This is a genomic window from Mesorhizobium sp. YC-39 (assembly GCF_025753795.1).
Taxonomy (GTDB): domain Bacteria; phylum Pseudomonadota; class Alphaproteobacteria; order Rhizobiales; family Rhizobiaceae; genus Mesorhizobium.
The window spans coordinates 666402-692315 of sequence record NZ_JAOWPS010000004.1 but is presented as its reverse complement, the minus strand read 5'-3'; the positions used below and the strand labels follow the sequence as shown (position 1 = coordinate 692315).

The window sequence follows — 25914 nt, the reverse complement described above, 5'->3', positions numbered from 1 at the left end:
CAAGGCGCCGACAAATTCGCTCGCTTCAGCTGACGAAATAGCGCTGCCATTCGAAATCGGTGATATGCGAGGCCTGCCAGGCGTCGAAGGCCGCCTGTTCGGCGCGCCGGCTGTCGGCGTAATTGTCGCGAAACACTTCGCCGAAGGCCTCGGCGCAGAAATCGGAGGTTGTGAAGGCCTCGATCGAAGCACTCAACGTGCGCGGCAATTTCGGCTTGTCGAGATTGGCCAGGTTCGATGTCACCGGTGCCTCGAGCGTCAAATCCTTCTCTATGCCCTCGCAGCCCGCCGCCAGGATCGCCGCAATCGACAAATAGGGATTGATGTCGGCTCCAGGCGCGCGATGCTCCAGACGGCAGGCACCGTCATTGGGCGTGGTGATGGCGCGGATCGGCGCGGTACGGTTCTCGAAACCCCAGGCGACGTCTTCCGGCGACCAGGCGCCACGATCGAAGCGGCGATAGGAATTGACCGTCGGGCGGAACAAGAGATGCGTTTCCTGCATCCTCTTGAGTACGCCGGCGAGGAATTTTTCGGCGACCGGTGTCAGCCGGCCTGGTCCGGCAGCGAAGGCCGGCTTGCCGTCGCGCCACAGGCTGACATGATGATGCGCACCGCAGGCGCTTTCCTTGCCCGGCGGCTGGAACCGCGTCATGAAGGTCGCGACAAGCCCGTGCTCGGCACAGAGTTCGCGCAGATGCAGCTTGGCGCGCATGGCGTCGTCGGCCGCCTGCAGTGCCGTCTTCGGTGTCAGCGCGTATTCATACATGCCGTAGCCATATTCGGTCACCAGCGAAGCCACACCGATGCCGATGCTTTTCATGCGGGTGATGAACTCGGCGGCGAAATCCTGATACTCGCCGCTGCGTACCAGGTCGTAATTGATCAGCGAATGGCCCCAGGGCTTCAACTCGCGATAGCGGCCGGCGCGCATCAAATCGTGGTCGGCGTGAAAAATGCCGAACTCGTATTCGAGCGCGAAGCGCGCTTCATAGCCAAGCGCATTCGCCCGCTCCTCGACCTTGGCCAGAACGCCGCGCGGATCGAACGGGCAGACCGCGCCGTCGAGCATATAAGAGCTGGTGATGGCCGAGGCGAATTTCGGCTTCCAGCCATGCCGGACGACGGTCGCCGGATCTATGATGCCCTTGATGTTGGGAAAGCCGTTCTCTTCGTTGGCGCTTGCCGAAGCGAAGGCGACATCGCCCATCGGCTGACCGTCGCCGTGGGTGACGCAATAGAGGATGGCGTTGATCGATTCGCCGTAGCTCGACAGTTTGAGCGGCGCGATCTTCGAGCGGAAGGCGCCTGATGTGTCGACCGTATGGATCTCGATGAACTCGACGCCATCGGCTGCCAGCTTGCTTTGCAAGGCCTCAAGCTTGGGCGCATACGCCGCGACCCTGTCCTCAAATTCCACTTTCAAACCTCCACCAAGAAACACCAGGTTTCGTTATTGTGTGCGCCTGAAAAATCGCGAAAGCAGCTCGTCCAGCTCGTAGCGGCCGCTGATGCCGCTTGGCCGGAAGGCCATGCAAAGCACGATGACAACGCCAAGCGCGACACCCGACAGGCCAAGCAGTTGCGGCAACTGGATGCCGGCAATCGTCACGCCGGATTCGATGCTGCGGATGAATTCGAGCCCGACCGAGAGCGCGATGACGCCGGTCACCGCGCCGGTGACTGTCGCCATGCCGCCAAGGATCAGCATCGCCAGCGTCATGAAGATCATCTGGAAGTAAAACAGCTTCGGGCTGATCGTACCGGCGAAATAGGCGTAGAGAACACCAGCCAGACCGCAGATCAGCGCCGACAGCACCCATGACATCAGCCGCAGGCGCCGCGCGTCGATACCGAGTGCGGCGGCGGCTTGCGGGCTCTGCGCGCTGGCCCTCAGCTGCAGGCCCCAGCGACTGTCCTTGAACAGGCGTGCGAGCACAATCACCACGACCGACATCACCATCATCCATGGCAGGCCAACCACCTTCGGGATACCGAAGAAGGCCTGGTTGCCCTTGAACAGATCGGTCCAGTTCAGGAACACCGAATGGACGATGATCAGCAGCGCCAGGCTGACGATGGTTGCCGCAACGCCCGAAAGGCGGCTGATGACCTTGCCGCTGACCAGCGCCAGAATGCCGACCGCCAGCAGCGCAAGCAGCGCCGACGAAACGGGATCGAGCTCCAGCGTCGCGAAACCGAAGGGCGCGTTTGGAATGGACAGCTTCTTCATCGCCAGCGGCGTCGACAGGATGGCCACGCCATAGGCGCCAAGACCGACAAAGGCACTGTGGCCGAGATTGGCGATGTTGCTGTTGCCCATGAACACTTGCAGGCCGACGACGACGATCAGGTTCACAAAGGCGCCGAGCGCCAGGAAGGTGTAGTAGGTCGGCGCGAAATTCAGGATAAGCAGACCGACCACCAGCACCGGCAACGACGTCAACAGCCCGCCGACGAGCGAGCGCGCCAGCACTCCGCCGGGCCGTATGACAGCGACGGGAGCGGTGTTTTCGATCGCCTGCGACATCTCTGATCTCGCTACCTCGGATCTCGTCACCTCAGATCTCCTTGTCGCCGAGTTCGACCCGTTGGCCAAGCAGACCTTCCGGTCGATAGACGAGCAGCGCGACGATGATCACGTAGGTAAGCGCATCCTTGAAGCCCCCATATTCCTGCGGCAAGGCGACCAGCAGGCCGACTTCGATGAAGCCGAGCAGCATGCCGCCGACCGCCGCGCCGGGAAGCGAGCCGAAACCGCCAATGACGCAGGCGACGAATGCCTTCAGCACCAGGCTGAAGCCGAGATCGGGCGAGACGCTGCCGCGTCGCGCGATGATGAAGACGGCGGCGATGCCGGCCAGCGCGCCCGAAATGGCGAAGGCGGTGGCAATCACCCGATTTGCCCTGATACCCATCAGGCGAACGGTGGCGAAATCGCGTGAGGCGGCGCGGATCGCCAAACCGAGCGTCGACCGGTTGAGGAAAAGCACCAAGGCAAGGATGGTAAGGCCGGAAACGACAAGTTCCATCACCTGAAGCGACGACACCGCAAAAGGCCCGAAGAACCACATCTGGTTCAGGCCATTGAGGATCGAAACCGACTGCGGCTTCGGCGAGATCAGCAGCATGAACAAGTTCTGCACGACGATGCTGACGCCGAAGGCCGTCAGCAATCCTGTCGTCGTCGGCGCATAGCGAACCGGGCGGAACGCCACGCGCTCGAAGGCAATCGCCGCCAGCGCCGCTGCCGCAATGGCAAGCAGAACCGCGACGATTGGCGACGTCAGCCCCAGTGCCGCCGCCAGGAACACGCTGTAGGCTGAAACGCCGATGATCTCGCCATGGGCGAAATTCACCAGTCCCATGATCGAAAACACCACCGCCAGGCCAAGCGCCACCAGCGAATATTCCGCACCGAAGGCAAGTGCGTTGAGAAGTTGCTGCAGAGCGTAGTCCATGCCGCGCCTACCCGCCGATGTAGAGATTGAGGAGGCCATGTTCGTCGGCAAGCCCGGACGGCAGCCCGTCGAAGCGAAGCGCGCCGGAACTCATGACATAGACGCGGTCGGCAAAACGCAGCGCCTGCCTGGCGTTTTGCTCGACCACCAGCAGCGTCAGCCCCTCAGCCTTGAGCTGGCCGATGAAATCGAAGATCCGCACAACGATCTTCGGCGCCAGGCCCAGCGAGGGTTCGTCCAGAAGCAGAAGTTTTGGCCGCGACATCAGCGATCTCGCAATGGCCAGCATCTGCTGCTCGCCTCCCGAAAGCGTGCCGGCTGCTTGCGCGTATCGTTCGGAGAGGACCGGGAATAAAGCCAGGAAGCGCTCTATGTCCTGGCGCACGCCGCGGGCGTCGCGCCGCGTCGCCGCGCCCAGCCGCAGGTTCTCGCCAACCGTCAGATTGGCGAAGATGTGCCGGCCTTCCGGCGTCGACGTCAGGCCGGCGCGAATGCGATCCTCGGTTCGAACGCGCGATATGTCCTGGCCGTCAAGGACGATACGGCCGGCCGACGGCGCGACAAGGCCGGTCAGCGCGTTGATGGTCGAGCTCTTGCCGGCACCGTTCGGGCCGAGCAGGGCGACAAGCTCGCCCTGCCCCACCGACAGCGACAGGTCGCGCACGGCGGCAACCGCGCCGTAGCGCACGCTCAGATTCTCGACCCTCAGCACGAACCGGCCCGGATTGTCGCTCGCGGCATCATCGAAACAGCTTTGCCAATCAGTTCAACGCTGGAACGAAGGTCGGCTGCGCATCGGTGATGAGCACGCGCTTGCCGCCGGAGAAGCCCATCACCGGCACGGCCTTGACCGGATAGCCCTTCTTTTCGGCAAAGGATATGGTCGGCGCCGTCGTGCCGGGATAGCCACCCGGCGCCCGGATCGCCTCGCGCAAGGCGGCGGGCTCGACGGTGCCGGACTTCTTCGCCGCCTCATAGCTGATCTGCACCATGTCTGCACCGAGCGCGTCGAAGATGCCGTTGATCTTGTAGCCGTCGGCCTTGCACTGCGCCAGGAAGTGGTCAATCGGGCTGTCGACGCCGGTCGCGCCATGGGTGGCGAACATCACCTTCTCCAGCGACGCCGGATCGCCGACGGTTCCTTCCAGCGACTTGTCGTCGAAGGCGTCGCAACCGGCGACCCAGCCATCATAGCCATTGGCGCGCAGCTGGCGAATGAGGATGCCGACATCGGGCAGCACGCCGCAGACATGGATGGCGTCCGGCTTTTCAGGCAGTGCCTTGATGCTGGCGATCTGCGGCGACCAGTCGGTGGTGCCCCAGGAATAGTTGAGCTTGGAGACGACCTTGCCGCCGAGATGTTCGAAAACCTCGCCGAACCATTCCGGCAGCTTTTCGGAATAGGAGCCGGCATCCGGCGAGACCAGGAGCGCCACGGTGCGCGCGCCTTTGCCGTAAAGCGCATCGGCGGTTGCCGCCGCATTGATTGGATCGGGCACCGCGCCGGCGATGAAATTGTCGAGGCCGGCCAGCTGCATCTCGATCTGGGTATTCGGTGCCGAAAACACCGTCGCGCCGTAGGGTGCGGCGATCTGGGCGGTCGGGATCAGCGCATCCGGGAACGGCACGCCGGTGATGACCTGGGCGCCGGCATCGAGGAATTTCTGGCCGAGCGAAACCGAAAGCTGCGGGTCGGAACGGTTGTCCTCGATCATCAGCTCGACCTTGGGATCACCGGCGCCAGCCGCCTTGTTCAATTTATCCGCCATGCAGCGGGCGCCTTCGGCCTCGCTGTAAGGTGCATAGGTGCCCGTCATTGCCACCGCGAGCCCGATTTTCAAGTCGGCCGCGCCGGCAGGCATCACCTGCAAAAGCCCCGCCGCGACAACCGCGGCCCCCAAGATCATCCTGTCCATTGAACCCCTCCTTCTTCCTTGTTGCTGCAGTTCCGGGGCGCCGTCACGATGTCTCGGACTGCCCGACATAAACCTCGATGACGCGCGGATCGCGCCACACCTCTTCGGTTTGCCCGGAGGCGATCACCTGGCCCTGGTCCATGACGCAGAGCCGGTCGCACAGCCGGTTGATGAAACGCAGATCGTGATCGATGACGATGGTCGCGCAGCCGACATCCCTGCGAATGCCCTCGATCGCCACTGCCAGTGTCTCGGATTCGTCCTCATTGAGCCCGGCCGCCGGCTCATCGAGCAGAAGCAGCGACGGACCGAGCGCCAGCGCACGAGCGATTTCGAGCCGGCGCTGGCTGCCATACGATAGTGTCCCCGCCGGGACATCGGCGAAGCCGTCCAGTTGATATTGGGCTAGCAGCCGATCGACACCGATGCGGGCCGCGACATCGGGGCGGACGGCGCGACAGGTGATATGGGCGACCTCGACATTCTGCCGGACGGTCAAATCCCTGAACAGGCGGATGGTCTGAAAGGTGCGGGCCACACCTGCCCGCGCGCAATGCTCGGGACCGTGGCCTGTGATTTCCTTGCCTGCCAGCCCGACGCTGCCGGTGTCCGGCTTGAGCACACCGGAGATGGCATTGACCAGCGTGGACTTTCCCGCCCCATTGGGGCCGATCAGGCCGAGGATTTCGCCAGCCTCGCACGACAGTGAAGCACTGCGCAAAGCCCGCACGCCGCCAAAAGTCTTGCTGACTGCCTCAACCGACAGCATCGGTCACATCTCCCATCCCGGCCGATGGCTTTTTCTCCTGTCAGCCGGTCATCAGGATGCTAGACCCCTGACTTTTCCATAACAAGTATTTTTTTCCATTTTAGAAAATATTCTTCGAGAGCCGAATTTTCCGGCCTGGAATCCGAACGGTCAGGATCAGACTCCGGCGCCGGCCGGAAGCCCGTCGCGCGGAACCGTGTTCGACATCAGCATGACGACCGGCTCCTCGCCGAGCGCGATATAGGCGTGCCGCATTTCGCCGTCGAACAGGATGCTGTCGCCCGGCTGCAGCACCGTGGGGTCATAGTGGATCGTGTGCAGCTCCAGGCTGCCGCTGAGCACATGGATGAACTCTTCGCCCGAATGGCTGCGCCAGCCGCCATTCTCCTCGAAGCTCCTTGCCCGCAGCGTGACGCGCCAGAAAATGTTGGTCTTGTCGCGAAAATCGCTGCACAACACCTCGAATTCCATCGCATTGCCCTGATGCAGGATGCCGCTGCCGGCGCGCGTGATCGAGCGGCGCGCCTGCATGCCCGGCTTCGGACTGAACAGGAAGGATGCCACCGGCACATGCAGCACGCCGGCGATCATCAGCGCCACGTCGACCGTCAGCCGGGCCTTGCCGTTCTCGAGCTTCGACAGTTGCGAGACCGAAAGGCCGGAGCGTTCGCTGAGGTCGCGCAGTGTGATGTTCTGCTCCTTGCGCGCATCCCTGATCTTGCTGCCCACATTGCCCTGCATCGCCCATGCCCTTGGCTGTCGTGTTTCCAATTCGACAAGCTCTAGCGGCGTCGCCATGGGGCGTCCAGCCTTTAGACGGCTACGGCTGGTTTCGGCCATAGCGACATCGCGACGGTGGCAAAGGCACTCTCCAGGGTGTGGCTGACGAGTTCGAAAGTTTCGGGATCGGAAAGCAGGTCGTTGCGGACTTCGAGATAGAGGCAGGGCCTGCCCTGCTCCAGCCCGTGCCGGTTCAGCGTATAGCCGATGGCCTGGCGCCAATCGTACGGCGCGTTGTCGCCGATTCTGAGCCCCGCTTCGGCGCCATGCGCGCTAAGGGTTTTGAGCACCGAGGTGACGAAGGGCGACGGCTCGCGCCACAGCACGCCGATATCGACATCGCGCCTGATGCCACCCATCACCGGGGTGAAAGAGTGTATCGAGATCAGCGCCTGCCTGCCTGCCGCGGCCTCGGTGATCGCCTGTTCGACCGGCGCCCAGCCGATATGCTTGCGCAGCCTGGCGTCCGCCGCATCGACCACGAGATTGCCGGGCACCGGGATGCCACCGAGATCCGGGCGCATGAAATCCCACTCACCGGCAGGGCGGTTGTAGTCGAGGAACAGCCGCGAATAATGCGCGACGACGGCTGGCGCCCGCAACGTGCGCGAGAGCCGGCGCGTCAAGGCGTCGATGCCGATATCGACGGCGAAATGCGTGCCAAGATAGGGCGCTGCAAGGCCAAGGTCATGCCATGGCGCCGGCACCAGATTGCCGGCGTGTTCGGCGATCAGCAGATAGGGGTTCGCCACGTCGGGCAACAGCCGCTCGACACTGGCTGCGGCCAGCCTCTCAACGGTCGCATCGTCAAGCCCTGCAAGGCCCGCAGCGTTCACCGGGCAACCTCCAAATCAACCGATGACGGAGCGGACGTGGTAGGCCTTCGCCGCCGTCGCTTCTGTCAGGCCGGCGCGGCCGTTGGTGCGGCCGAGGCCTGAATTCTTGATGCCGCCCCAGGGCAGATGCAGGTCGGCATGGTCGCAGCGGTTGAGATAGACGGTGCCGGCCTCGACCTCGTCGAGCAACGCCACGCCGCGATCGATGTCCTGCGTCCAGATCGAGGCGCTCAGGCCGAAATCGCTGTCGTTCATCAACCGAAGCGCCTCGTCGTCACCGCCGACCGACTGGATACAAGCCACCGGCCCGAACAGCTCGTCGCGCATGATCGGCATGCCGTGGTCGACCCCGACCAGAACTTCCGGAGCGATATAGGCGGCGCCAAGCCCTGCAGCCTTGCCGTCCTGCGGCATCAGCCGCCGCGCCCCTGCCCGCACCGCGCTTTCGGTGAGATCGCGGATCGTGTCGGCGGCGCTCGCCCGCACCACCGGGCCGACCATCGGCTTGTCGCCGATCGGGTGGCCGACGGTCCATTTCGCCGTCTCGGCGACAAGGGCGTCGACGAAACGGTCATGGATCGCCTGGTCGACATAGATGCGCTCGACCGAGCAGCAGGACTGGCCGGCATTGGAGTATGCGCCTTCGGCGATCTGCGGGATCGCCGCCTCGAGGTCGGCATCGGCCCGCACATAGGTCGGGTCCTTGCCGCCGAGCTCGAGATGCACCTGCGTGAACGTGCCGGCGGCGGCGGCATGGACGCGCCGGCCGCCATTGACCGAACCGATGAAGTTCACCGCATTGAAGGCACCGGACGCGATCAGCCGTTCGGCATCGGCATGGTCGAGATGCAGGCTCTGAAACACGCCTTCAGGACCGCCGGCGGCGCGGAAGGCTTCCTCGGCCACCTCCGCGATCAGCGGTGTCTGCGGCGAATGCTTGAAGACCACGACATTGCCGGCGGCAAGCGGCGCCGTGATCAGATAGCCCAGCATGGCGGTCGGATAGTTCCAGGCGCAGATCGACAGATGCAGGCCACCCGCCACCGGCCGGGCATAGCGGCGGATGTTCTCATCCGAGGGATAAGGCACGTCGGCCAGCGTTTCCGGCGCGACGTCGGCAAGCAACTGCCCGATCAGCGCCAGGCGCGGCGTCTCGTCGGCCTGCCACAGCGGCCGGCCGATCTGCCACGCGACCATTTCGGCGAGCGGTGCGGCCCGGGCCTTCATCTCTTCGCCGAAGCGCAGCAGGATCGCCAGCCTCTCGGCCAGCGGCACCCGCCGCCAGGACGGCAAGGCGGCCCGGGCCCGCGTCAGCGCGGCCTCGATTGCCGTGCCGTCGGCATAGAAGCGCGTCACATAGGTCGAGCCGTCGACGGGAGAGGTCACGGAGAAGGTCCGCGCGCCGGGATGCAAATTCATGGTCTTGAAATCCATTCGAACTGGGAAGTCATCCCGGCACGATATCGCTATTTTCCATTTTGGCAAATTTTTTCTAATACCGCTTGATGGAATTTTTATCCGCCCCTATTGTCCGGCGATCGCGCGTTGGGCGGAGCACATGAGGGCAAGCAGATGATCGTTTATGATTTCACCGGCAGGCACGCGGTTGTCGCCGGCGCCGGTGGCGGCATGGGCGAAGCCATCGCGCTGGCGCTGCTCGAAGCGGGAGCATCCGTTACCGCCATCGACGTGAAAGCTCGTCCGGCGTCCCTCGCCTCCTATGACGACAGGCTCACTTTCGCACAGGGCGATCTCACCGACGCCGCCTTCGTCGAACAGGTCGTCGGCACGGCGGGCCGCGAGCGCGGTGGCATCGACTATCTCGCCAATGTCGCCGGCGTGCTGTGGTTCGGCCGCGACAGGTCGGCTCTCGACATGGATCTCGACGTCTGGGACGAGGTCTTCAAGATCAACCTGAAGTCCTTTGTGCACACGGCCCGATCGGTCGTTCCCTACATGCGCTCTGGCGGACGCGGCGGGGCCATGGTGCACTTCTCGACCATCCAGTGGTATCGCGGCGACCCGAACCCGCAGGATGCCTACCAGGCGTCGAAAGCCGGCGTCTGCGCTCTGTCAAAATCGCTGGCCATGCAGCTTGCCGGGGACCGCATCCGCTCGAACGCCATCTGTCCGGGCATGACGCTGACGCCGCTGCAGGCACGCTGGGACACCGAGGAAAAGCGCTCTACGGTCGCCAGTTACGCTCCGCTCGGACGGATCGGCACGCCGCAGGACATGGCCAACGCAGCACTCTTCCTGCTCTCCGACGCAGCAAGCTACATCACCGGCATTGAGCTTCCCGTTGACGGTGGTCTTTTGATGCGGATGTAACACCGCATCCGCGACCAAACCCGGCAAACTTAACTCGTCGAGACTTTCCCCTGGATCGCCCTGCCCCAGTCGAGCAGCGGCCTGGCGCGCAAGGTGAAATCGACAAGCTCTTCGACCAGGGCCGGCGTGTGGATTCCGGCCGGCTCGATCGTGTGGCGGACGGCGAAATGCCGGTTGCGGACAGCCTGGGCGAGATCGGCCTCCGTGACATGCTCGAAACCGCGTGGCGCGCGCTTCATGCACCCTTCCGTGTCGAGGTCGAGGCCGGCCTTCTTCAGCCTCCCAATCAGGCCGCGGAATTCCGCCGGTTTCGTCGCGATCGCCTTTCGCATGGCCTGCAGCAGCTCCGGGCCAGGCTGCCACCAGGCAACGCCGGCAAAGCAACGGTCAAGCCCGATGTAAACGAAGAACACGCCCTGCTCCATCTTGGTGCCGTCCGGCGACAGGATGGCCGACAGATGGCTGTTGTAGGGCCGCTTGTCCTTGGCAAAGCGCACGTCGCGGTTGATGCGGAATAGCGACTTCTTGCGATCGCCGCGCAAGCCCAGTCCCACTGCTGCGAAGCGTTCGGAGAGCGTCTCGACGAGATCTGCGAACGGCTCATAAAGCTCGCTTTCGTAGAGACCGCGGTTTTCCTGGAACCACTCCCGGCTCTGATGGAAATCGAGCGCCTTCAAGAACGGAATGGCCTTCTGCCCAAAACCCTGGAATGCACCTGCCATCACGATCCCTTGCCAATGCGCACGAGCCAGGCATCCTCGTCGATCACCTCGATACCGAGTTCCGTGGCGAGCTTGAGCTTGGAACCAGCGCCCGGTCCGGCAACGACCAGATCCGTCTTCGCGGAAACCGAGCCCGCGACCTTGGCGCCGAGGCGTTCCGCCATCGCCTTGGCCTCGGGGCGCGTCATCTTTTCAAGCGTGCCCGTGAACACGATCGTCTTGCCGGCGACTTCACTGTCCGCCGAAATCTCGACAACATACGGCTTCGGATGGACCTGCCTGAGCAGCGCTTCAAGCACGTCGTCATTGCGTTCATTGCCGAAGAAGTCGCGCAGCGCGCCGATCACCGTGTCGCCAATGCCGTTGATCGATGGGAAGACGCTGTGCGGGTCGGCCGCCGCCGCCGTCTCCTTGCCGACGCGGATCAGCTCCTCGATGGTCGAGAAGGTCCGGGCAAGCACGGCTGCCGTCGTTTCGCCGATATGGCGAATGCCCAGCGCGAAGATAAAGCGGTCGAGTTCCGGTTCGCGGCGCGCGTCGATGGCGGCAAAGAGCTTGTCGAGGCCTTCGTAATTGCGTTCCTCGACGCTGCGCACATTCTTGCGCGTCTTGCCCGATGCGGCTTCGCGTTGCCTCGCCTGCTCCTCGCGCCGCTCGGCCAGCGCCTTGGTGACGGCGGGACGGCGGTCCCTAAGCGTGAAGATGTCGGCGGCCGTCTTGATCAATCCCGCATTGAAGAAGATGTCGATGTTCTCGGCGCCCAGCCCCTCGATGTCCAAAGCGCCGCGTGACACGAAATGGCGCAATCCTTCCACCGTCTGCGCGGGGCAGATCAGTTCGCCAGTGCAGCGGCGGCGGGAATCTTCCTTGCCGGTCTTCTCATTGATCTCGCGCGTCGCTGGCGAGCCGCAGATCGGGCAGGTGTGCGGAAATTCATACGGCACGGCAGCGGCCGGCCGCTTGTCGATGACGACGCTGACGATCTGCGGGATAACGTCCCCTGCCCGCTGGATCACCACCGTATCGCCGACGCGCACATCGATGCCGTCACGAATCGGCTGGCCGGTGCTGTCCAGGCCCTTGATGTAGTCTTCATTGTGAAGCGTGACGTTTTCGACCACCACGCCGCCGACCGTGACGGGCGCAAGCCGTGCAACCGGCGCCAGCGTACCGGTGCGACCGACCTGAATGTCGATCCTTTGCACGGTCGTCATTGCCTGTTCGGCCGGGAATTTGTGGGCAACGGCCCAGCGTGGCTCGCCGGTGACGAAGCCCCATCGGCGCTGCAGCTCCAGCTGGTCGACCTTGTAGACGACGCCGTCGATATCATAGCCCAGCGATGAGCGCCGCTCCTCGATCAGATGATAATGCGCAACCAGTTCCTCGACCGATTTGGCCCGCACCATCAGCGGACTGATCTTGAAACCCCACTCCGCGAATTTCCGCACCGAATCATATTGGGTCGGAGCCGGATCCGCTGTCGTGTAGCCCCAGGCATAGGCAAAGAATTTGAGATTGCGGCTGGCGGTGACGGATGGATCTTTCTGGCGCAGCGACCCGGCCGCCGTGTTGCGCGGATTGACGTAGTCCTGGCCGCCGGCCGCCGCCGACCGCTCCTTCAGCGCCTCGAATTCCGCATAGGTCATATAGACCTCGCCGCGAATCTCGATGACATCAGGCCAGCCTGTGCCTTTCAGGTGCTTGGGAATGTCAGCGATCGTCCTGAGATTGGCGGTGATGTCCTCGCCGACGGTGCCGTCACCGCGCGTCGCGCCCTGCACGAACACACCACCTTCATAGCGCAGCGAAGCCGACAGCCCGTCGATCTTTGGCTCAGCCGTAAAGGCGATGTCCAGGTCCTTGTCGCGGTCGAAGAATCGCCGGCCGCGTTCGATGAAGTCGGTAACGTCCTGGTCGGTATAGGCCTTGGCGAGGCTGAGCATCGGCACCGCATGGCGCACCTTGGCAAAGCCTTCCGCCGGCGGCGCGCCGACCCGGCGCGATGGCGAATCCTCGCGCACCAAGGTGGGGAAGCGTTCCTCGATGGCGAGATTGCGCCGCGTCAGCGCGTCATATTCCGCGTCCGTGATTATCGGCGCGTCTTCGGTATGGTAGCGCCGGTCGTGCTCGGCGATCTCCGCCGCCAGCCGCTTCAGCTCGCTGGCTGCCTCGCTTTCGTTCAGCGAATCGACTGGTTTTTCGGACATGTTTTTCTTCCCTGGACGTGGCGCGACACAATAGAACAGGATTCTCCCGTGAGGGAGAGACCAGGCCCCGGAAAATCATTCCTGAACAGCGGGATGGAGCCATATCCTGACTCTGTCCGAAAGGCCGGGCTTGTATCGGATGGCGCGTGGCTATGCCGCGGCTGTATTCTCGCGCAGCAGCCGCTCGGCCGCGGCGCGGGCTTCGTCGGTGATGGTCGCGCCGGCCAGCATGCGGGCGATCTCTTCCTGGCGCGCCGCCCGGTCCATCTCGGCGATGCCGGTTGCAACCCTGTCGGCGCCGCCGGATTTGGAGATCAGGAAATGCGTTGCCGCGCGCGCCGCGACTTGTGGCGCGTGCGTAACCGAAAGCACCTGAACGCGCTTCGACAGCCGCGCCAGCCGCTGGCCGATAGCGTCCGCTACGGCGCCGCCAACGCCAGTGTCGATCTCATCGAAGACCAGCGTCGGTGCCGAGCCGCGGTCGGCCAGCGCCACCTTCAGCGCCAGCAGGAAGCGCGACAGCTCGCCACCGGAAGCCACCTTCATCATCGGACCAGGCCTGGTGCCGGGATTGGTGCGCACCCAGAACTCGACCTGGTCGATGCCTTCTTCCATGCGGCTCTCGGCCGCGCTCGTCATTTCGACGATGAATTCGGCCCGTTCGAGTTTCAGCGCCGGCAATTCGGCCATGACGGCCTTCGTCAGCCCGATGGCCGCCGCATGGCGAAGCGACGACAGCTGTGCCGCCGAAATGTCGTAGGCCTCGCGCGCGGCCGCCGCCTGCTTTTCCAGCCCGTGCAGGCGCTCCTCGCCGGCATCGAGATCGGCGAGATCGGCGGCCATCGTGTCACGCAGCTGCGCCAAATCGTCGACCGCGACGCTATGCTTGCGCGAGGCGGCGCGCAGCGAAAACAGCCGCTCTTCCGCCTTCTCCAATCGCTGCGGATCGTATTCGGTGGCGCGCAGGGCGGCTTCGACACCGGACTGCGCCGCGTCGAGCGACAACATCGCCTCGTCGAGCGACTTGACCACATCGTCGAGCAGACCCGGCGCTTCCGTTACCTTGCGCTGCAGGCGACGCAAAAGGCTTGCGAGCTGCGGCAAGGGCGAGGACGGCCCGGAAAGCACATCCTGCGCGTCATGGATTTCCGAGGCGATCTTTTCCGCCCGCATCATCGTGGCGCGCAGTTCCGCCAGCTCGGTCTCTTCGCCGGGCTGGGGATCGAGCTTCGTCAATTCGGCGACCGCGGCCCTGAGATAGTCGGCCTCGCGGGCCGCCGCCTCGACCTTGGCGCGGTGCTTGGCCAGGTCCTGCTCGCAGCCCCGCCAGTAGCGCCACGCTTCGCCGGTCGCCCGGACCGCGCCGAGATGGCCGCCGAAACTGTCCAGCAATTCGCGATGCGCGCCTGGGTCGACCAGGGCGCGCTCATCGTGCTGGCCGTGGATCTCGACCAGAGCGTGGCCGACATCGCGCATCAGCGTCACGCTGGAAGGCTGGTCGTTGACGAAGACGCGGGTGCGGCCGTCCGCCGTCTGCACGCGCCGCAGGATGATGTCGCCGTCATCCTCGATGGCGTTGTTGGCAAGCAACAGGCGGGCAGGATGGTTGCGCGGCACATCGAACACGGCGATGACCTGGCCTTGCGCCGCGCCATGGCGCACCAGCGAGGCATCGCCGCGGGCGCCGAGCGCCAGCGACAGCGCGTCGAGCAGGATGGATTTCCCGGCTCCGGTTTCGCCGGTCAGCACCGAAAGGCCGGACGAGAAGTCGATGTCCAGCTTCTCGATCAGAACGATATCGCGGATCGACAATCTGGAAAGCATCGCTACGCCTGCATCAGGCGCCGGTGATCAGCTTCCCGGCCTTGGATATCCATGACCCGGCATTCTCGCGCGGCGCAAGCCCATTGCTTTGCAGGAGCTTGTAGGAATCCTTGTACCACTGGCTGTCGGGGTAATTGGTGCCGAGCACGGCGGCGGCGGTCTGCGCTTCGGATGTCAGACCCATCGCATAATAGCTTTCGGTAAGACGCGCGAGCGCCTCCTCGACATGGCGCGTGTTGGAATAGTTCTCCACCACGGTGCGGAACCGCTTGACGGCGGCGATGTATTCGCGCCGTTCGAGATAGTAGCGGCCGATCTGCATCTCCTTGCCGGCGAGCTGATCGGTGGCGAAGCGGATCTTTTCCTTGGCGTCGTCGACATATTCCGAATCTGGCCAGCGCGTCACCAGATCCTGCATGGTCTGCACGGTCTGACGCGCTTCCTTCTGGTCCTGGGTGACGTCCTTGATCTGCCGGTAGTAGCTCAGCCCGATAATGTACTGGGCGTAGGCCGCGTCGTCCGTCGACGGGTAGAGCGTGAGATAGCGCTTGGCCGAACCGATCGCCTCGTCATAGCTTCCCTTACGATAGTCGGCGAAGGCACCCATCACCATCGATTTGCGGGCGAATTCCGAATAGGGGTGCTGGCGGTCGACCGCGTCGAACTTCTTGCTCGCCTCGTCCAGGCGGCCGGCATTCAGATTGGCAAGGCCTTGATTGTAGAGAACGTCGGCTGGCTCGGTCTGCTCGACATAGGTCGACAGGTCGACATCCTTCTCGGACGACATGCAGGCCGACAGGAAAAGCGACGGAACAACCACCGAAAGCGCCAGGAAAACAGCCCGTTGCGGCGCTTTCGATTGACCAACTCGCTTGAAGACCATGATTGGATTCCGCCCTTTCGGCGTTATTTTAATGCACTTTGCATGTCGTCGTCCCCAAACCGGCACCCACTTTTGGGCGACATGCACCAGTTGTCGGCAGCAGCCATAAACCATAACCGCCTTGCCCGGCAACGCTATCGCCGGCCAATCGCACATTTTTGTGGCGGTTTGGCAGCGCCTGAAAGTCTATGCCTTTTCGCCGAAATGTGATGCATTCATGCAACACATTTCGGTCCTCATAAGGCCTGAAAAACGTTAAAAATCAGATCATCCACGGGGCGTAGACGGGCGCATAGACGGCGCTCATCTCGGCGGCGCGGCCACGCTCGCGGCGCGTCGTCTCGACGATTTCGAAGGCCGAACGGTCCGACAAGAGGCGGCGCAGCGCCGCCGCGTTCAGCCTGTGGCCGCCGCGATAGGAACGGAAGCAGCCGATGAACCGGGCACCGGCCAGCGCCAGATCGCCCATGGCGTCCAGCGTCTTGTGGCGCGCGAACTCGTTGGGATAGCGCAGGCCGCCCATGTTGATCACGCGGTTGTCGTCGCCGATCACCAGCGAATTCTCCAGCGACGAGCCAAGCGCATAGCCGGCGGCCCAAAGCCGCTCCACATCCTTCATGAAACCAAAGGTTCGGGCCCGCGCGACGTCGCGGCGGAAAATATCGGGGTTGATGTCGGACGCGAAGAGCTGACGGCCGATTGCCGGGCTTTCGAAATCGATCTCGATTTCGAAGCGCGTGCCGTCATAGGGCCTGAATTCCGCCCAGGAGGCACCGTTCTCGATACGAACCGGCTTGACCACCCGGATGTACCGGCGCTTGACCGGCAGCGTGTCGATGCCAACCTGGTCCACGGCCTCGACGAACGGCATGGCACTGCCGTCAAGGATCGGAACCTCGTGGCCGTCGATTTCGATGACGATGTTGTCTATGCCAAGACCGAAGACCGTGGCCATCAGATGTTCGACGGTGGCGATGTGCTCGCCTTCGGGATCACCGAGCATGGTGCACAGGTCAGTGGCGCCGACTTCGGAGACAAGCGCGCGGAATTCGCGGCCTTCGCTTCCATTTGAAAGCTGGAACACCACACCCGTGTCGGCGTCCGCCGGCAGGAAATGAACGGTAACCGGCTTGCCGCTGTGAACGCCAGTACCCGTCAGCGTCGCACGCGATTTAAGTGTCGTCTGGTAGTCCTGCAAGACAAACCCCATAGCCCATGCTGCCCAAGTCCGCTTTGTCGGCCCCAAGGGCGCGGCGCTTGATTGATCGGCAGGCAGGGCCACTTCCCCGAATCCCGGCAAACCGATGTTGGTCGCGGGAAGATAGTGATCCGGCAGGGAGACTCCAAATCACGGTTTCTTACTCTCTGTAACCGCCACCCGAAGTGAGCACGGCACCGTAACGCTCTGTTTTGCAAAGGTTTTATAAGTTAACAGGCAAACAATCTCTTGCTTGCCTGTTAACAATTGTTACAGGCTGTTAACAGGTCAGTTGGCCTGGCGCCGCAGGAATGCCGGAATCTCCAACTGATCGTCTTCCTGCATGGCCCTGGTCTGCGGCGTCAGCCGGCCCTGATCGTCCAACTGGCCGCGCCGCGGCGCGTAAAGCTGCGGATCCTGGCTGGCGAGGCGGCGCACTTCGGGTGCCGCCTGGCGCAGTTTCGGTTCACGCGGCTGCGCCGGCTGCAACCGTGCGGGCTCCTCTTCGCGACGGGTCAGGCCGCTTGTCAGGCGCTTGATCAGTCCCATCGGGCCGCTGTTCTCATGATGATCGGACGGACGGCTTTTGGCTTCCACCTCAGCCTTCACCACAGGCGGAAAATCCTCCACGCGCGGCATGCGCTGGGGTGCCGCGGCCACCGGCTGAAGCACTTCACGCTGCGGCATCGCCTGCTGGACCACTGGCTGCAGCATCGGCTGCGGCTGGGGGGGCGGCGCCTGGAAGATCTTGTTCTGCGGGCGGAAGTCATCCGCCTGGGCAACCGGCGCGGGACGCGCCATCGCTGCTGCATTCGCCTCGGCGAGCTGGATCGCCTCGGCAACAGGATCGGCCGCGCGTGGCTCATAGACGGCCTGGACGGGGGCCGGACGGCTTTCCGTGACCGGAGCCGCCGGGCGGTTGACCGGCTTTGGCGGCGCCGCGCGGATGGCGATCGGCGCTGCGGCGATTTCAGCCGCCGACTTGTCGATGCCGGTGGCGACCACCGAGACACGGATGACGCCTTCGAGATCCTCGTCGAACGTCGCGCCCAGGATGATGTTGGCGTCCTGGTCGACCTCCTCGCGAATGCGGGTTGCCGCCTCGTCGACCTCGAACAGGGTGAGGTCGCGGCCGCCGGTGATCGAGATCAGCAGGCCCTTGGCGCCCTTCATCGAGGTCTCGTCGAGCAGCGGGTTGGCGATCGCGGCTTCGGCGGCGGCCATGGCGCGCCCCTCACCGGAGGCCTCGCCCGTGCCCATCATCGCCTTGCCCATTTCGCGCATGACCGAGCGGACGTCGGCGAAGTCGAGATTGATCAGGCCTTCCTTGACCATCAGGTCGGTGATGCAGGCGACACCGGAATAGAGCACCTGGTCGGCCATGGCGAAGGCATCGGCGAAGGTCGTCTTGTCATTGGCCAGCCGAAACAGGTTCTGGTTGGGGATGACGATGAGGGTGTCGACGCATTTCTGCAATTCCTCGATGCCGAAATCCGCCGTCTTCATGCGGCGCTGGCCTTCGAAATGGAACGGCTTGGTGACGACGCCGACTGTGAGGATGCCCTTTTCGCGAGCAGCACGCGCAACCACCGGGGCCGCTCCCGTGCCGGTGCCGCCACCCATGCCGGCGGTGACGAAGCACATATGGGTGTTCGACAGATGATCGATGATCTCGTCGATGCATTCTTCCGCCGCCGCGCGCCCGACTTCCGGCTGCGATCCCGCGCCCAGCCCCTCGGTGACATGCGCGCCGAGCTGGATCAACCGCTCCGCCTTGGACATGGTCAGCGCCTGTGCGTCGGTGTTGGCCACGACGAACTCGACACCGCGCAAGCCCGCGGTGATCATGTTGTTAACGGCATTGCCGCCGCCGCCGCCGACACCGAACACGGTGATACGCGGCTTGAGCTCGGTGATGTCCGGCTTTTGCAGATTGATGGTCATTGTCTCCGTCCTTTGCCTTTCACGCCGCTTCGCCGCCGCGGCCGCCTATGGGGCTGCCCCCGTCAATTAGAAACTGTCTCTCAACCACTGACTCATTCGATGCAGTTTTCCGCCCGTTCCGGTCATTCTCAGACCGGAAATTCCTTTCGCCGGATGGCTCTCGAAACTCGCCATCTGCGGGTAGATCAAAAGCCCGACCGGCGTCGAGAAAGCCGGTCCCTTGGCCGCCTCCGGCAGGCCTGCCACGCCAAGCGGCCGGCCGATGCGCACATTGCGTCCCAGAATGCGGCGCGCCGCCTCCGGCAGCCCAGAAAGCTGGCTGGCGCCACCGGTCAACACCACGCGCTTGCCGACGGCATTGCCGTAGCCGGATTTGTTCAGCCGGTCGCGCAACAGTTCGAGCGTCTCGTCGATGCGCGCGCGGATGATGCGCGTCATCACCGAACGCGGTACCTGCAACGGCACCTCGCCTTCCTCGCCGATCGGCTGGATCGACACCAGGTCGCGGTCGTCGGCGCTGCCTGGCAGTGCCGAGCCATGCATCACCTTCAGCCTCTCGGCGGCGTCGAGCGAGGTCGACAGGCCCTTGGCCATGTCCAGCGTGACGTGGTTGCCGCCGATGGCGATGGCGTCGCCATGCACGAACTTGCCTTCCGAAAACACCGAGATCGTCGTGGTGCCGCCGCCCATGTCGATGCAGGCCGCGCCCATTTCGAGCTCGTCGTCGACCAGTGCTGCCAGCCCGCTGGCATAGGGCGTCGCAACCATGCGCTCGACCGACAGATGCGAGCGGTTGATACAGAGCTCCAGGTTGCGCAACGGGGCGGCATCGCCCGTCAGCACATGCATGTCGACGCCGAGCTGATCGCCGACCATGCCGCGCGGATCGCGCACGCCGCGCTCGGCGTCGAGCGAAAAGCCGACGGGAAGCGAATGGATCACCTCGCGCTCGGCCCGAAGCGCCTGCTTGGCGCCGGCGGCAAGCACGCGCTTGATGTCGGCCTCGTCGGCCTCATGGCCGCCAAGGTTGATGGTGGCCGAGAAGGTCTCGCTCTTCAGCCGGCCGGCCGTCATGTTGACGATCAGCGAATCCACCGTCAGGCCGGCCATGCGCTCGGCCGCGTCGACGGCAAGGCGGATGGCATGCTCGGCCCTGTCCAGATCGATGACGACGCCCGACTTGACGCCTTGCGACTTCTGATGGCCTATGCCGATCACCTGGATGCGATGCGAGCGCCCGCGCAAAAGCTTGCCGTCGTCGCGCGGCTTCAGCTTCGCCACCACGCAGCAAACCTTGCTCGAGCCGACATCCAGCACCGTCAGGGTGCCGGACCGGCGCGACGAGGCATCGCTGTTGCCGCCAAGCCAGCTCATATCTTCGTCTCCGGCTTGCGCTTCAGTATTTTGGGTTTCTCGTTGAGCGCGGCCTCGCGCTGGGTCGCTGCTTCCGGCGTCAGCTGGACGACGAGACGATCGGAAAGGCGCATGTCGACGGCGGCGATGTCGCGCGTCAAAAGCCCGTTCTCATGGTCCATCCTGACCAGATCGGCGATCGCCTGATCTTCGCCATCCTCGGGCAGCTTGACGGTGATGCCGTTTTCCAGCTTCAGGTCCCAGCGCCGTTCGCCGATCCGGATATAGCCTTTGACCCGCGCGGCAAGCTCCGGATATTCCTTGATCCTGGCCAAGAAATCCGGCGCCTTGGCGGGCGCGCCGGTACCGATGATCAGCGGCAGCAATGCCTGCTTGCCGCCGGAGAACGGCGCGATCACATTGCCGGACTTTTCGATGACGGAAAGCTCGCTGCCTTGCTGCCAGAGCGCGAAGGGCTCGCGCTCTTCGACGCGCACCTCCAGCGTGTGCGGATAGACCTTGCGCACCGCCGCAACCTCGATCCAGGGCAGCGTGGCGATGCGTTCGCGCGCGGCCTCGGCATCGAAGCCGATCAGCGAGGTCCAGCCGTCGAGCTCCAGCCTGTCCAATATATCGATCTCGGAGGTTTCGCGATTGCCGACCACCTTGACCTGGTCGACGGCAAAGCCGGTGCGGGCGGTGATGCTCTGGACGATGCTGTCGACATGTCCGCCGAGAAAAGCGCCATAGGCGCCAGCCGACGCCAGCAGCACCGCCGACAGGATTGCGGCGGAGAAAGGAGGGGCTTCGAAGTCGCCCTCGCCCAGGCGCGCCAAAACGCGCACCGGTCGGCGAAGCAGGCGCGGCAATACGAAATGGTCGAACGACAACGGCACGCCGAACAGCGTCGGCCCGGCCGCGCCCTTCTCCTTGCCCTGTCCCCACCTCAACGCAAACACGAAGCGTCCTCCACCATCCAACTCAACAAATCACCGAACGAGTGTCCCGCTTGCGCGGCGATTTCAGGCACCAAGGATGTCGGCGTCATGCCCGGCTGAGTGTTGATCTCGAGCCAGACAATTTCGCCGTTTTCGGAGTGACGATCGTCATAGCGGAAGTCCGACCGGGAAACGCCTCGGCAACCGACAGCTTGGTGAGCCTTGAGTGCCAGTGTCTGTATTTTTTGGTAAATATTCGGTGAAATTTTTGCGGGGCATTCGTGTTTTGATCCGCCCGCGACGTATTTTGAATCATAGTCGTAGAAGGAATGGCCGGTCGGGATGATCTCGCAGACGCCGAGCGCCACATCGCCCATCACCGCGCAGGTCAGCTCCCGCCCGTGAATGTAGCGCTCCACCATGACGGTATCGCCATATTTCCAGTCGGACGAACCGATGACCTGTGGCGGATGCGACTGACCCTCATGCACGATGACGACACCGAAGCTCGACCCTTCGCTGACCGGCTTGACCACATAGGGCGGCCTCATCGGATGCTTGTTCTGGATGGCGAAGCGGTTCGTCACCTTCGATTCCGCCACCGGAACGCCGGCCGCCTTGGCGATCTTCTTGGCCTGCTCCTTGTTCATGGCCAGCGCCGAGGCGAGCACGCCGGAATGGGTATAAGCAATCTCCAGATATTCGAGGATACCCTGAATGGTGCCGTCCTCGCCGAAAGGGCCATGCAGCGCATTGAAGGCAACGTCGGGCTTGAGCTCGGCCAGCACCGATCCGACATCGCGCGAGACGTCGACGCGAGTGACCCGGTAGCCTTCATTCTCGAGCGCATCGGCACACGCTTTCCCCGAAGACAGAGACACGGGCCGCTCGGACGAGAATCCCCCTAGCAGAACGGCCACATGCTTACTTTTCATTTCCCGTCATCCCCTCTCACGGCGGGCCGGCATCTCTCGATCAGAGCAGTCTTTGCTCACGATTTCCGCAACCTTGAGTCCGAGTCTCCCGGCAGGTTGCCCCCCAGACGGAAAACGCGGGAAACGCGTCGAACGACTCAAATCAGGAAACGCTTTCAGGCAGAGAATCAGAGAGTTGATTCACTGGCAAGTGCTTACGATTCCGAGAGATTCACTTTCCGTAAAAACGGCCATAAAAACTGCGTTGTGAGTCTTTGGCGCAACGGTCGCGCGGCGATTTCAGGCCGTTTGAAGTTCAAGCATCACATGAACTGCGTGAAGCGCTAGAGCAATTGCCCCAGAAACTCCTGCACCGCGTGCCCCGGTCGGAACTCGCCGATGCGCTTGATTTCCCATTGCAGCCGGATGCCTGATTTTTCGAGCACGCGCGTGCGCACCGTCTCGCCGAGATATTCGAGGTCGTAGCCGGTCGCGGTTCCGGTGTTGATCATGAAGTTGCAATGCATCGGCGACATCTGCGCGCCGCCGATCATCAGCCCCCGGCACCCCGCCTTGTCGATCTCCTTCCAGGCCGAGGTGCCTTCCGGATTCTTGAAGGTCGAGCCACCGGTCTTTTCGCGGATCGGCTGCACGGTCTCACGATGATGCTGGACGGCATCCATCGCCGCCTTGATCGTGGCCTTGTCTTCCAGGCTGCCTTCGAACACAGCCGAAGTGAAGATCAGCCCGGAAGGTGCCGCCGAATGGCGATAGGCATAGCCCATATCGACATTGCTCAGCGTATGCGCATTGCCCTTGCGATCGAGCGCCCGCACCTCGACGACGCGCTCGCGCGTCTCGACGCCATTGGCGCCGGCATTCATCCTTAGCGCGCCGCCGATAGCGCCCGGAATGCCGTGGTAGAAATGGAAGCCGCCAATACCGGCCTCGTAGGCGACGGAGGCAAGGCGCTTGTCGGGCGTGGCGGCACCCGCCTTGATCGTCGTCGGGCCGATCGCCTCGGCCTCGCCAAAACCCTTGGCCGAAAGCCGGATGACGAAGCCCGCAACGCCGCCATCGCGCACCAGGAGGTTCGAGCCGACGCCGACGATGGTCAGCGGGATCTCTTCTGGAACCGCGCTCAGGAACGCGGCGAGATCGTCCTCGTCCGCTGGCTGGAACAACGCGTCGGCCAGTCCGCCGGCGCGGAACCAGGTGATCTTGTCCATCTCGGCATTGGGCGTGATGCGGCCGCGCAGGCCGGCAAGCCGGTCGCCAAGCTTATCGATCAACGCCTGGCCGCGCATCATGACACGCTTCCGCCGAGTTCCCTGGGCAGCGCATAGGCCCATTGGGTGATGTTGCCTGCGCCGAGAAAGACGACGAAATCGCCTGGTTTGGCCAGATCGCGGATAACCGGCGCGATTGCCGCGGGGCCTTCGATGTAGCGGGCGTCGCGATGGCCGCCGGCGCGAATGCGCGACACCAGCGCATCCGATGTCACCCCCTCGATCGGCTCTTCGCCTGCCGCGTAGACCGGCGCCACCATCACAGTGTCGGCGTCGTTGAAGCAGGCGGAAAACTCGTTGAACAGATCATGCAGCCGAGTGAAGCGATGCGGCTGGGCAATGGCGATGACGCGGCCCTTGGTGGCGCTGCGCGCCGCCTTCAGCACCGCCGAGATCTCGACCGGATGGTGGCCGTAATCGTCAAACACATCGACGCCGTTCCACGAGCCCGTATGGGTGAAGCGGCGCTTGACGCCGGCGAAGGACGACAGGCCCTTCTTGATCGCCTCGGCGGACAGGCCGAGCTCATGCGCCACGGCGATCGCCGCCGTCGCGTTGGAGACGTTGTGACGACCGGGCATCGGCAGGCGCAGATCCGATATCGTCGTCTGACCTCGCCCCTTGCGGTCGCGGATCACCACGTCGAACTCCGAAGTCGTACCCGCCATGCGGTGGTTGGTGAAGCGCACATCGGCCTGCGCATTCTCGCCGTAAGTGATGACGCGCCGGTCCTCGATGCTGCCGACCAGCGCCTGCACTTCCGGATGGTCTGTACACATGACGCCGAAGCCGTAGAACGGCACGTTCTCGACGAACTGGCGGAACGCCTCGCGCACTTTGTCGAATGAGCCGTAATGATCGAGATGCTCGGGGTCGATGTTGGTGACGACGGCGATATCGGCCGGCAACTTCAGGAACGTGCCGTCGCTCTCGTCGGCCTCGACCACCATCCACTCGCCGTCGCCCATGCGGGCGTTGGTGCCATAGGCGTTGATGATGCCGCCGTTGATGACGGTCGGGTCGAGCCCGCCGGCTTCGAGCAGCGTCGCCACCATCGAGGTCGTGGTCGTCTTGCCATGCGTGCCGCCAATGGCCACCGCCTGGCGGAAGCGCATCAATTCGGCCAGCATTTCCGCGCGCCGCACGATGGGCAACAGCTTTTCGCGCGCGGCCTTGAGTTCCGGATTGGATTTCTTGATCGCGGTCGAAACGACGACCACCTCGGCGTCGCCGAGATTTTCTTGCCTGTGGCCGACGAAGCACTCGATGCCCTTGTCGCGCAGGCGCTGCACATTGGCGCTGTCGGCCTGGTCGGATCCTTGCACCTTGTAGCCGAGATTATGCAGCACCTCGGCGATGCCGCTCATGCCGATACCGCCAATGCCGATGAAATGCACAAGGCCGATCGTCTGCGGCATCTTCATCAATGCGTCTCCTTCCTGAATTCCGAAACGGTTTTCTTCGACGCAATAGCCTCTGTCAGGTCGGCGAGCAACCGCGCCGCATCCGGTTTTCCGGCCGATTTCGCGGCCGCTGCCATGGCGGCGAGCCTTTCCGGATCGTCCATCAGCCCACCGACAAGTTGCGCGACGCGTTCGGGCGAGAGCGAGGATTGCGGATGCACCTCCGCACCCCCAGCCGCGGCCAGGGCCGCCGCATTGGCCGCCTGGTCGTGGTCGAGCGCGTGCGGATAGGGCACCAGCAGCGCTGGGCGGCCGACCACGGCGATTTCCGACACGGTCGATGCGCCGGATCGCGACATCACCAGATGCGCCGCGGCCAGGCGTGCCGCCATGTCGGTGAAGAAGGGCGACACCTCGGCCTCGATGCCAAGAGCGGCATAGGCCGCCTTCACCCTCTCCACATCCTCGGCGCGCGCCTGCTGCGTGATCACGAGCCGCTTGCGTTGTGCGTCGGAAAGCAGCGCTATCGCCGCCGGCACCGCATCGGAAAAGAACTGTGCGCCCTGGCTGCCGCCGAACACCAGGAACCGGAACGGCTGCTTGCCGATCGAGGTCCCGTAGGGCGTCTTTGCCGCCTCCAGCACTTGCGGCCTGACTGGATTGCCCGTCGTCACCGTCTTGGCGCCCGCGGCACTTGCATCCTGCGGCAGGAATCCGCCGGCAATGGCATCGACGCGTCCGGCCAGCGCCCGGTTGGCGCGCCCCATCACCGCGTTCTGCTCGTGGATCAGCGTCGGCACGCTGCGCCGCGTCGCCGCATAGAGCGGCGGCAGCGTCGGATAACCACCGAAGCCGACGACTACGGCCGGCTTGATCCGGCCGATCACTGCGGAGGCCTGGCGCACCCCACCCCAGATCTTCCAGAAGGCCGCAAGCACGGCGAAAGGATTTTTCGAACCCATCGTCGCCGACTGGATCGGATGGATGCCGGCTGCCGGGAATTGGCCGGCAAAACGCTCGGCACGGTCATCGGTGGCCAGATGCACCGTCCAGCCGCGCCGGTTCAGTTCATGCGCCAGCGCCTCGGCCGGGAACAGATGCCCGCCGGTGCCTCCCGCCGCCAGAAGAATGACCCCCTTCGCCATT

The 25914-nt window shown here is 63.9% G+C and carries 22 protein-coding genes; 1 reads left to right on the top strand and 21 read right to left on the bottom strand.

From position 1 onward, the window contains the following. Positions 1-25: 25 nt before the first annotated feature. The 9 genes from OHD62_RS24770 to OHD62_RS24730 all read right to left on the bottom strand — a co-directional run bounded on the left by OHD62_RS24770 (position 26) and on the right by OHD62_RS24730 (position 9181). Positions 26-1420, bottom strand: coding sequence for a glutamine synthetase family protein (locus OHD62_RS24770; RefSeq protein WP_263788132.1), 1395 nt, complete (start codon positions 1418-1420; stop codon positions 26-28). A gap of 33 nt (positions 1421-1453) precedes the next feature. Next, the gene (locus tag OHD62_RS24765) at positions 1454-2530 is read right to left on the bottom strand and encodes a branched-chain amino acid ABC transporter permease (RefSeq protein WP_263788130.1); all 1077 of its coding nucleotides are present in this window, start codon (positions 2528-2530) and stop codon (positions 1454-1456) included. Positions 2531-2561: 31 nt separating this feature from the next. Next, on the bottom strand, positions 2562-3461 hold the full coding sequence (locus OHD62_RS24760) for a branched-chain amino acid ABC transporter permease (RefSeq protein WP_263788128.1): 900 nt from the start codon (positions 3459-3461) through the stop codon (positions 2562-2564). Between the two features lie 7 nt (positions 3462-3468). After that, positions 3469-4173, bottom strand: coding sequence for an ABC transporter ATP-binding protein (locus tag OHD62_RS24755; RefSeq protein WP_263788127.1), 705 nt, complete (start codon positions 4171-4173; stop codon positions 3469-3471). Positions 4174-4222: 49 nt separating this feature from the next. After that, positions 4223-5377, bottom strand: a complete 1155-nt coding sequence (locus OHD62_RS24750) for an ABC transporter substrate-binding protein (RefSeq protein WP_263788125.1) — start codon at positions 5375-5377, stop codon at positions 4223-4225. Positions 5378-5420: 43 nt separating this feature from the next. Beyond that, positions 5421-6146 carry an ABC transporter ATP-binding protein gene (locus OHD62_RS24745; protein ID WP_263788122.1) on the bottom strand — a complete coding sequence of 242 codons (726 nt, stop codon included), beginning with the start codon at positions 6144-6146 and terminating at the stop codon, positions 5421-5423. 156 nt (positions 6147-6302) lie between these two features. Further along, a complete protein-coding gene (locus OHD62_RS24740) occupies positions 6303-6944 on the bottom strand; it encodes a helix-turn-helix domain-containing protein (protein ID WP_263788120.1) in 642 nt (213 codons plus the stop codon). A 14-nt stretch (positions 6945-6958) separates the two neighbouring features. After that, the gene (locus OHD62_RS24735) at positions 6959-7762 is read right to left on the bottom strand and encodes an N-formylglutamate amidohydrolase (protein WP_263788118.1); all 804 of its coding nucleotides are present in this window, start codon (positions 7760-7762) and stop codon (positions 6959-6961) included. Positions 7763-7777: 15 nt separating this feature from the next. Next, entirely contained in the window at positions 7778-9181 is a 1404-nt protein-coding gene (locus OHD62_RS24730) for an aldehyde dehydrogenase family protein (protein ID WP_263788116.1), read from the bottom strand. A 153-nt stretch (positions 9182-9334) separates the two neighbouring features. Between OHD62_RS24730 and OHD62_RS24725 the strand changes: the two genes are divergently transcribed. Continuing rightward, positions 9335-10093, top strand: coding sequence for an SDR family NAD(P)-dependent oxidoreductase (locus OHD62_RS24725; RefSeq protein WP_263788114.1), 759 nt, complete (start codon positions 9335-9337; stop codon positions 10091-10093). A 29-nt stretch (positions 10094-10122) separates the two neighbouring features. Here the strand turns inward: OHD62_RS24725 and OHD62_RS24720 are convergent, their stop codons facing one another. The 12 genes from OHD62_RS24720 to murG form a co-directional block, all read right to left on the bottom strand. Beyond that, on the bottom strand, positions 10123-10815 hold the full coding sequence (locus OHD62_RS24720) for a DUF2461 domain-containing protein (RefSeq protein ID WP_263788111.1): 693 nt from the start codon (positions 10813-10815) through the stop codon (positions 10123-10125). Beyond that, entirely contained in the window at positions 10815-13022 is a 2208-nt protein-coding gene (ligA, locus tag OHD62_RS24715; protein ID WP_263788110.1) for an NAD-dependent DNA ligase LigA, read from the bottom strand. The genes OHD62_RS24720 and ligA overlap by 1 nt, the downstream gene beginning before the upstream one ends. Before the next feature lie 150 nt (positions 13023-13172). Continuing rightward, positions 13173-14846: a DNA repair protein RecN gene (gene recN / locus OHD62_RS24710; RefSeq protein WP_263788109.1), complete on the bottom strand. Its 1674-nt coding sequence runs from the start codon at positions 14844-14846 to the stop codon at positions 13173-13175. 13 nt (positions 14847-14859) lie between these two features. Continuing rightward, positions 14860-15729 (bottom strand): outer membrane protein assembly factor BamD, encoded by an 870-nt coding sequence (locus tag OHD62_RS24705; RefSeq protein WP_263788107.1) that lies wholly within the window; start codon positions 15727-15729, stop codon positions 14860-14862. Positions 15730-15991: 262 nt separating this feature from the next. Then, complete coding sequence (gene lpxC / locus OHD62_RS24700) at positions 15992-16939, bottom strand: UDP-3-O-acyl-N-acetylglucosamine deacetylase (RefSeq protein ID WP_263788105.1); 948 nt, start codon at positions 16937-16939, stop codon at positions 15992-15994. Between the two features lie 276 nt (positions 16940-17215). Next, positions 17216-18871: a cell division protein FtsZ gene (gene ftsZ, locus OHD62_RS24695; RefSeq protein ID WP_263788102.1), complete on the bottom strand. Its 1656-nt coding sequence runs from the start codon at positions 18869-18871 to the stop codon at positions 17216-17218. A gap of 66 nt (positions 18872-18937) precedes the next feature. Then, positions 18938-20245 (bottom strand): cell division protein FtsA, encoded by a 1308-nt coding sequence (gene ftsA / locus OHD62_RS24690; protein ID WP_263788100.1) that lies wholly within the window; start codon positions 20243-20245, stop codon positions 18938-18940. Further along, complete coding sequence (locus OHD62_RS24685; protein WP_263788099.1) at positions 20242-21183, bottom strand: cell division protein FtsQ/DivIB; 942 nt, start codon at positions 21181-21183, stop codon at positions 20242-20244. Before OHD62_RS24685 ends, ftsA begins: the two co-directional genes overlap by 4 nt. Further along, on the bottom strand, positions 21171-22097 hold the full coding sequence (locus tag OHD62_RS24680) for a D-alanine--D-alanine ligase (RefSeq protein WP_263788097.1): 927 nt from the start codon (positions 22095-22097) through the stop codon (positions 21171-21173). The genes OHD62_RS24685 and OHD62_RS24680 overlap by 13 nt, the downstream gene beginning before the upstream one ends. Positions 22098-22420: 323 nt before the next feature. Continuing rightward, entirely contained in the window at positions 22421-23386 is a 966-nt protein-coding gene (gene murB / locus OHD62_RS24675; protein ID WP_263788095.1) for a UDP-N-acetylmuramate dehydrogenase, read from the bottom strand. Beyond that, the gene (gene murC, locus OHD62_RS24670; RefSeq protein WP_263788092.1) at positions 23383-24789 is read right to left on the bottom strand and encodes a UDP-N-acetylmuramate--L-alanine ligase; all 1407 of its coding nucleotides are present in this window, start codon (positions 24787-24789) and stop codon (positions 23383-23385) included. The genes murB and murC overlap by 4 nt, the downstream gene beginning before the upstream one ends. Continuing rightward, on the bottom strand, positions 24789-25913 hold the full coding sequence (murG, locus tag OHD62_RS24665) for an undecaprenyldiphospho-muramoylpentapeptide beta-N-acetylglucosaminyltransferase (protein ID WP_263788091.1): 1125 nt from the start codon (positions 25911-25913) through the stop codon (positions 24789-24791). Before murG ends, murC begins: the two co-directional genes overlap by 1 nt. Between the last annotated feature and the right edge of the window lies 1 nt (position 25914).

What these genes read in the sequence shown, in the direction of transcription:
- OHD62_RS24765 (WP_263788130.1), bottom strand. Translation starts at nt 2,530, where the DNA reads ATGTCGCAGGCGATCGAAAACACCGCTCCCGTCGCTGTCATACGGCCC.
- OHD62_RS24760 (WP_263788128.1), bottom strand. Translation starts at nt 3,461, where the DNA reads ATGGACTACGCTCTGCAGCAACTTCTCAACGCACTTGCCTTCGGTGCG.
- OHD62_RS24750 (WP_263788125.1), bottom strand. Translation starts at nt 5,377, where the DNA reads ATGGACAGGATGATCTTGGGGGCCGCGGTTGTCGCGGCGGGGCTTTTG.
- OHD62_RS24745 (WP_263788122.1), bottom strand. Translation starts at nt 6,146, where the DNA reads ATGCTGTCGGTTGAGGCAGTCAGCAAGACTTTTGGCGGCGTGCGGGCT.
- OHD62_RS24740 (WP_263788120.1), bottom strand. Translation starts at nt 6,944, where the DNA reads ATGGCGACGCCGCTAGAGCTTGTCGAATTGGAAACACGACAGCCAAGG.
- OHD62_RS24730 (WP_263788116.1), bottom strand. Translation starts at nt 9,181, where the DNA reads ATGAATTTGCATCCCGGCGCGCGGACCTTCTCCGTGACCTCTCCCGTC.
- OHD62_RS24725 (WP_263788114.1), top strand. Translation starts at nt 9,335, where the DNA reads ATGATCGTTTATGATTTCACCGGCAGGCACGCGGTTGTCGCCGGCGCC.
- OHD62_RS24720 (WP_263788111.1), bottom strand. Translation starts at nt 10,815, where the DNA reads ATGGCAGGTGCATTCCAGGGTTTTGGGCAGAAGGCCATTCCGTTCTTG.
- ligA (WP_263788110.1), bottom strand. Translation starts at nt 13,022, where the DNA reads ATGTCCGAAAAACCAGTCGATTCGCTGAACGAAAGCGAGGCAGCCAGC.
- recN (WP_263788109.1), bottom strand. Translation starts at nt 14,846, where the DNA reads ATGCTTTCCAGATTGTCGATCCGCGATATCGTTCTGATCGAGAAGCTG.
- OHD62_RS24705 (WP_263788107.1), bottom strand. Translation starts at nt 15,729, where the DNA reads ATGGTCTTCAAGCGAGTTGGTCAATCGAAAGCGCCGCAACGGGCTGTT.
- lpxC (WP_263788105.1), bottom strand. Translation starts at nt 16,939, where the DNA reads ATGGGGTTTGTCTTGCAGGACTACCAGACGACACTTAAATCGCGTGCG.
- ftsZ (WP_263788102.1), bottom strand. Translation starts at nt 18,871, where the DNA reads ATGACCATCAATCTGCAAAAGCCGGACATCACCGAGCTCAAGCCGCGT.
- ftsA (WP_263788100.1), bottom strand. Translation starts at nt 20,245, where the DNA reads ATGAGCTGGCTTGGCGGCAACAGCGATGCCTCGTCGCGCCGGTCCGGC.
- OHD62_RS24680 (WP_263788097.1), bottom strand. Translation starts at nt 22,097, where the DNA reads ATGAAAAGTAAGCATGTGGCCGTTCTGCTAGGGGGATTCTCGTCCGAG.
- murB (WP_263788095.1), bottom strand. Translation starts at nt 23,386, where the DNA reads ATGATGCGCGGCCAGGCGTTGATCGATAAGCTTGGCGACCGGCTTGCC.
- murC (WP_263788092.1), bottom strand. Translation starts at nt 24,789, where the DNA reads ATGAAGATGCCGCAGACGATCGGCCTTGTGCATTTCATCGGCATTGGC.
- murG (WP_263788091.1), bottom strand. Translation starts at nt 25,913, where the DNA reads ATGGCGAAGGGGGTCATTCTTCTGGCGGCGGGAGGCACCGGCGGGCAT.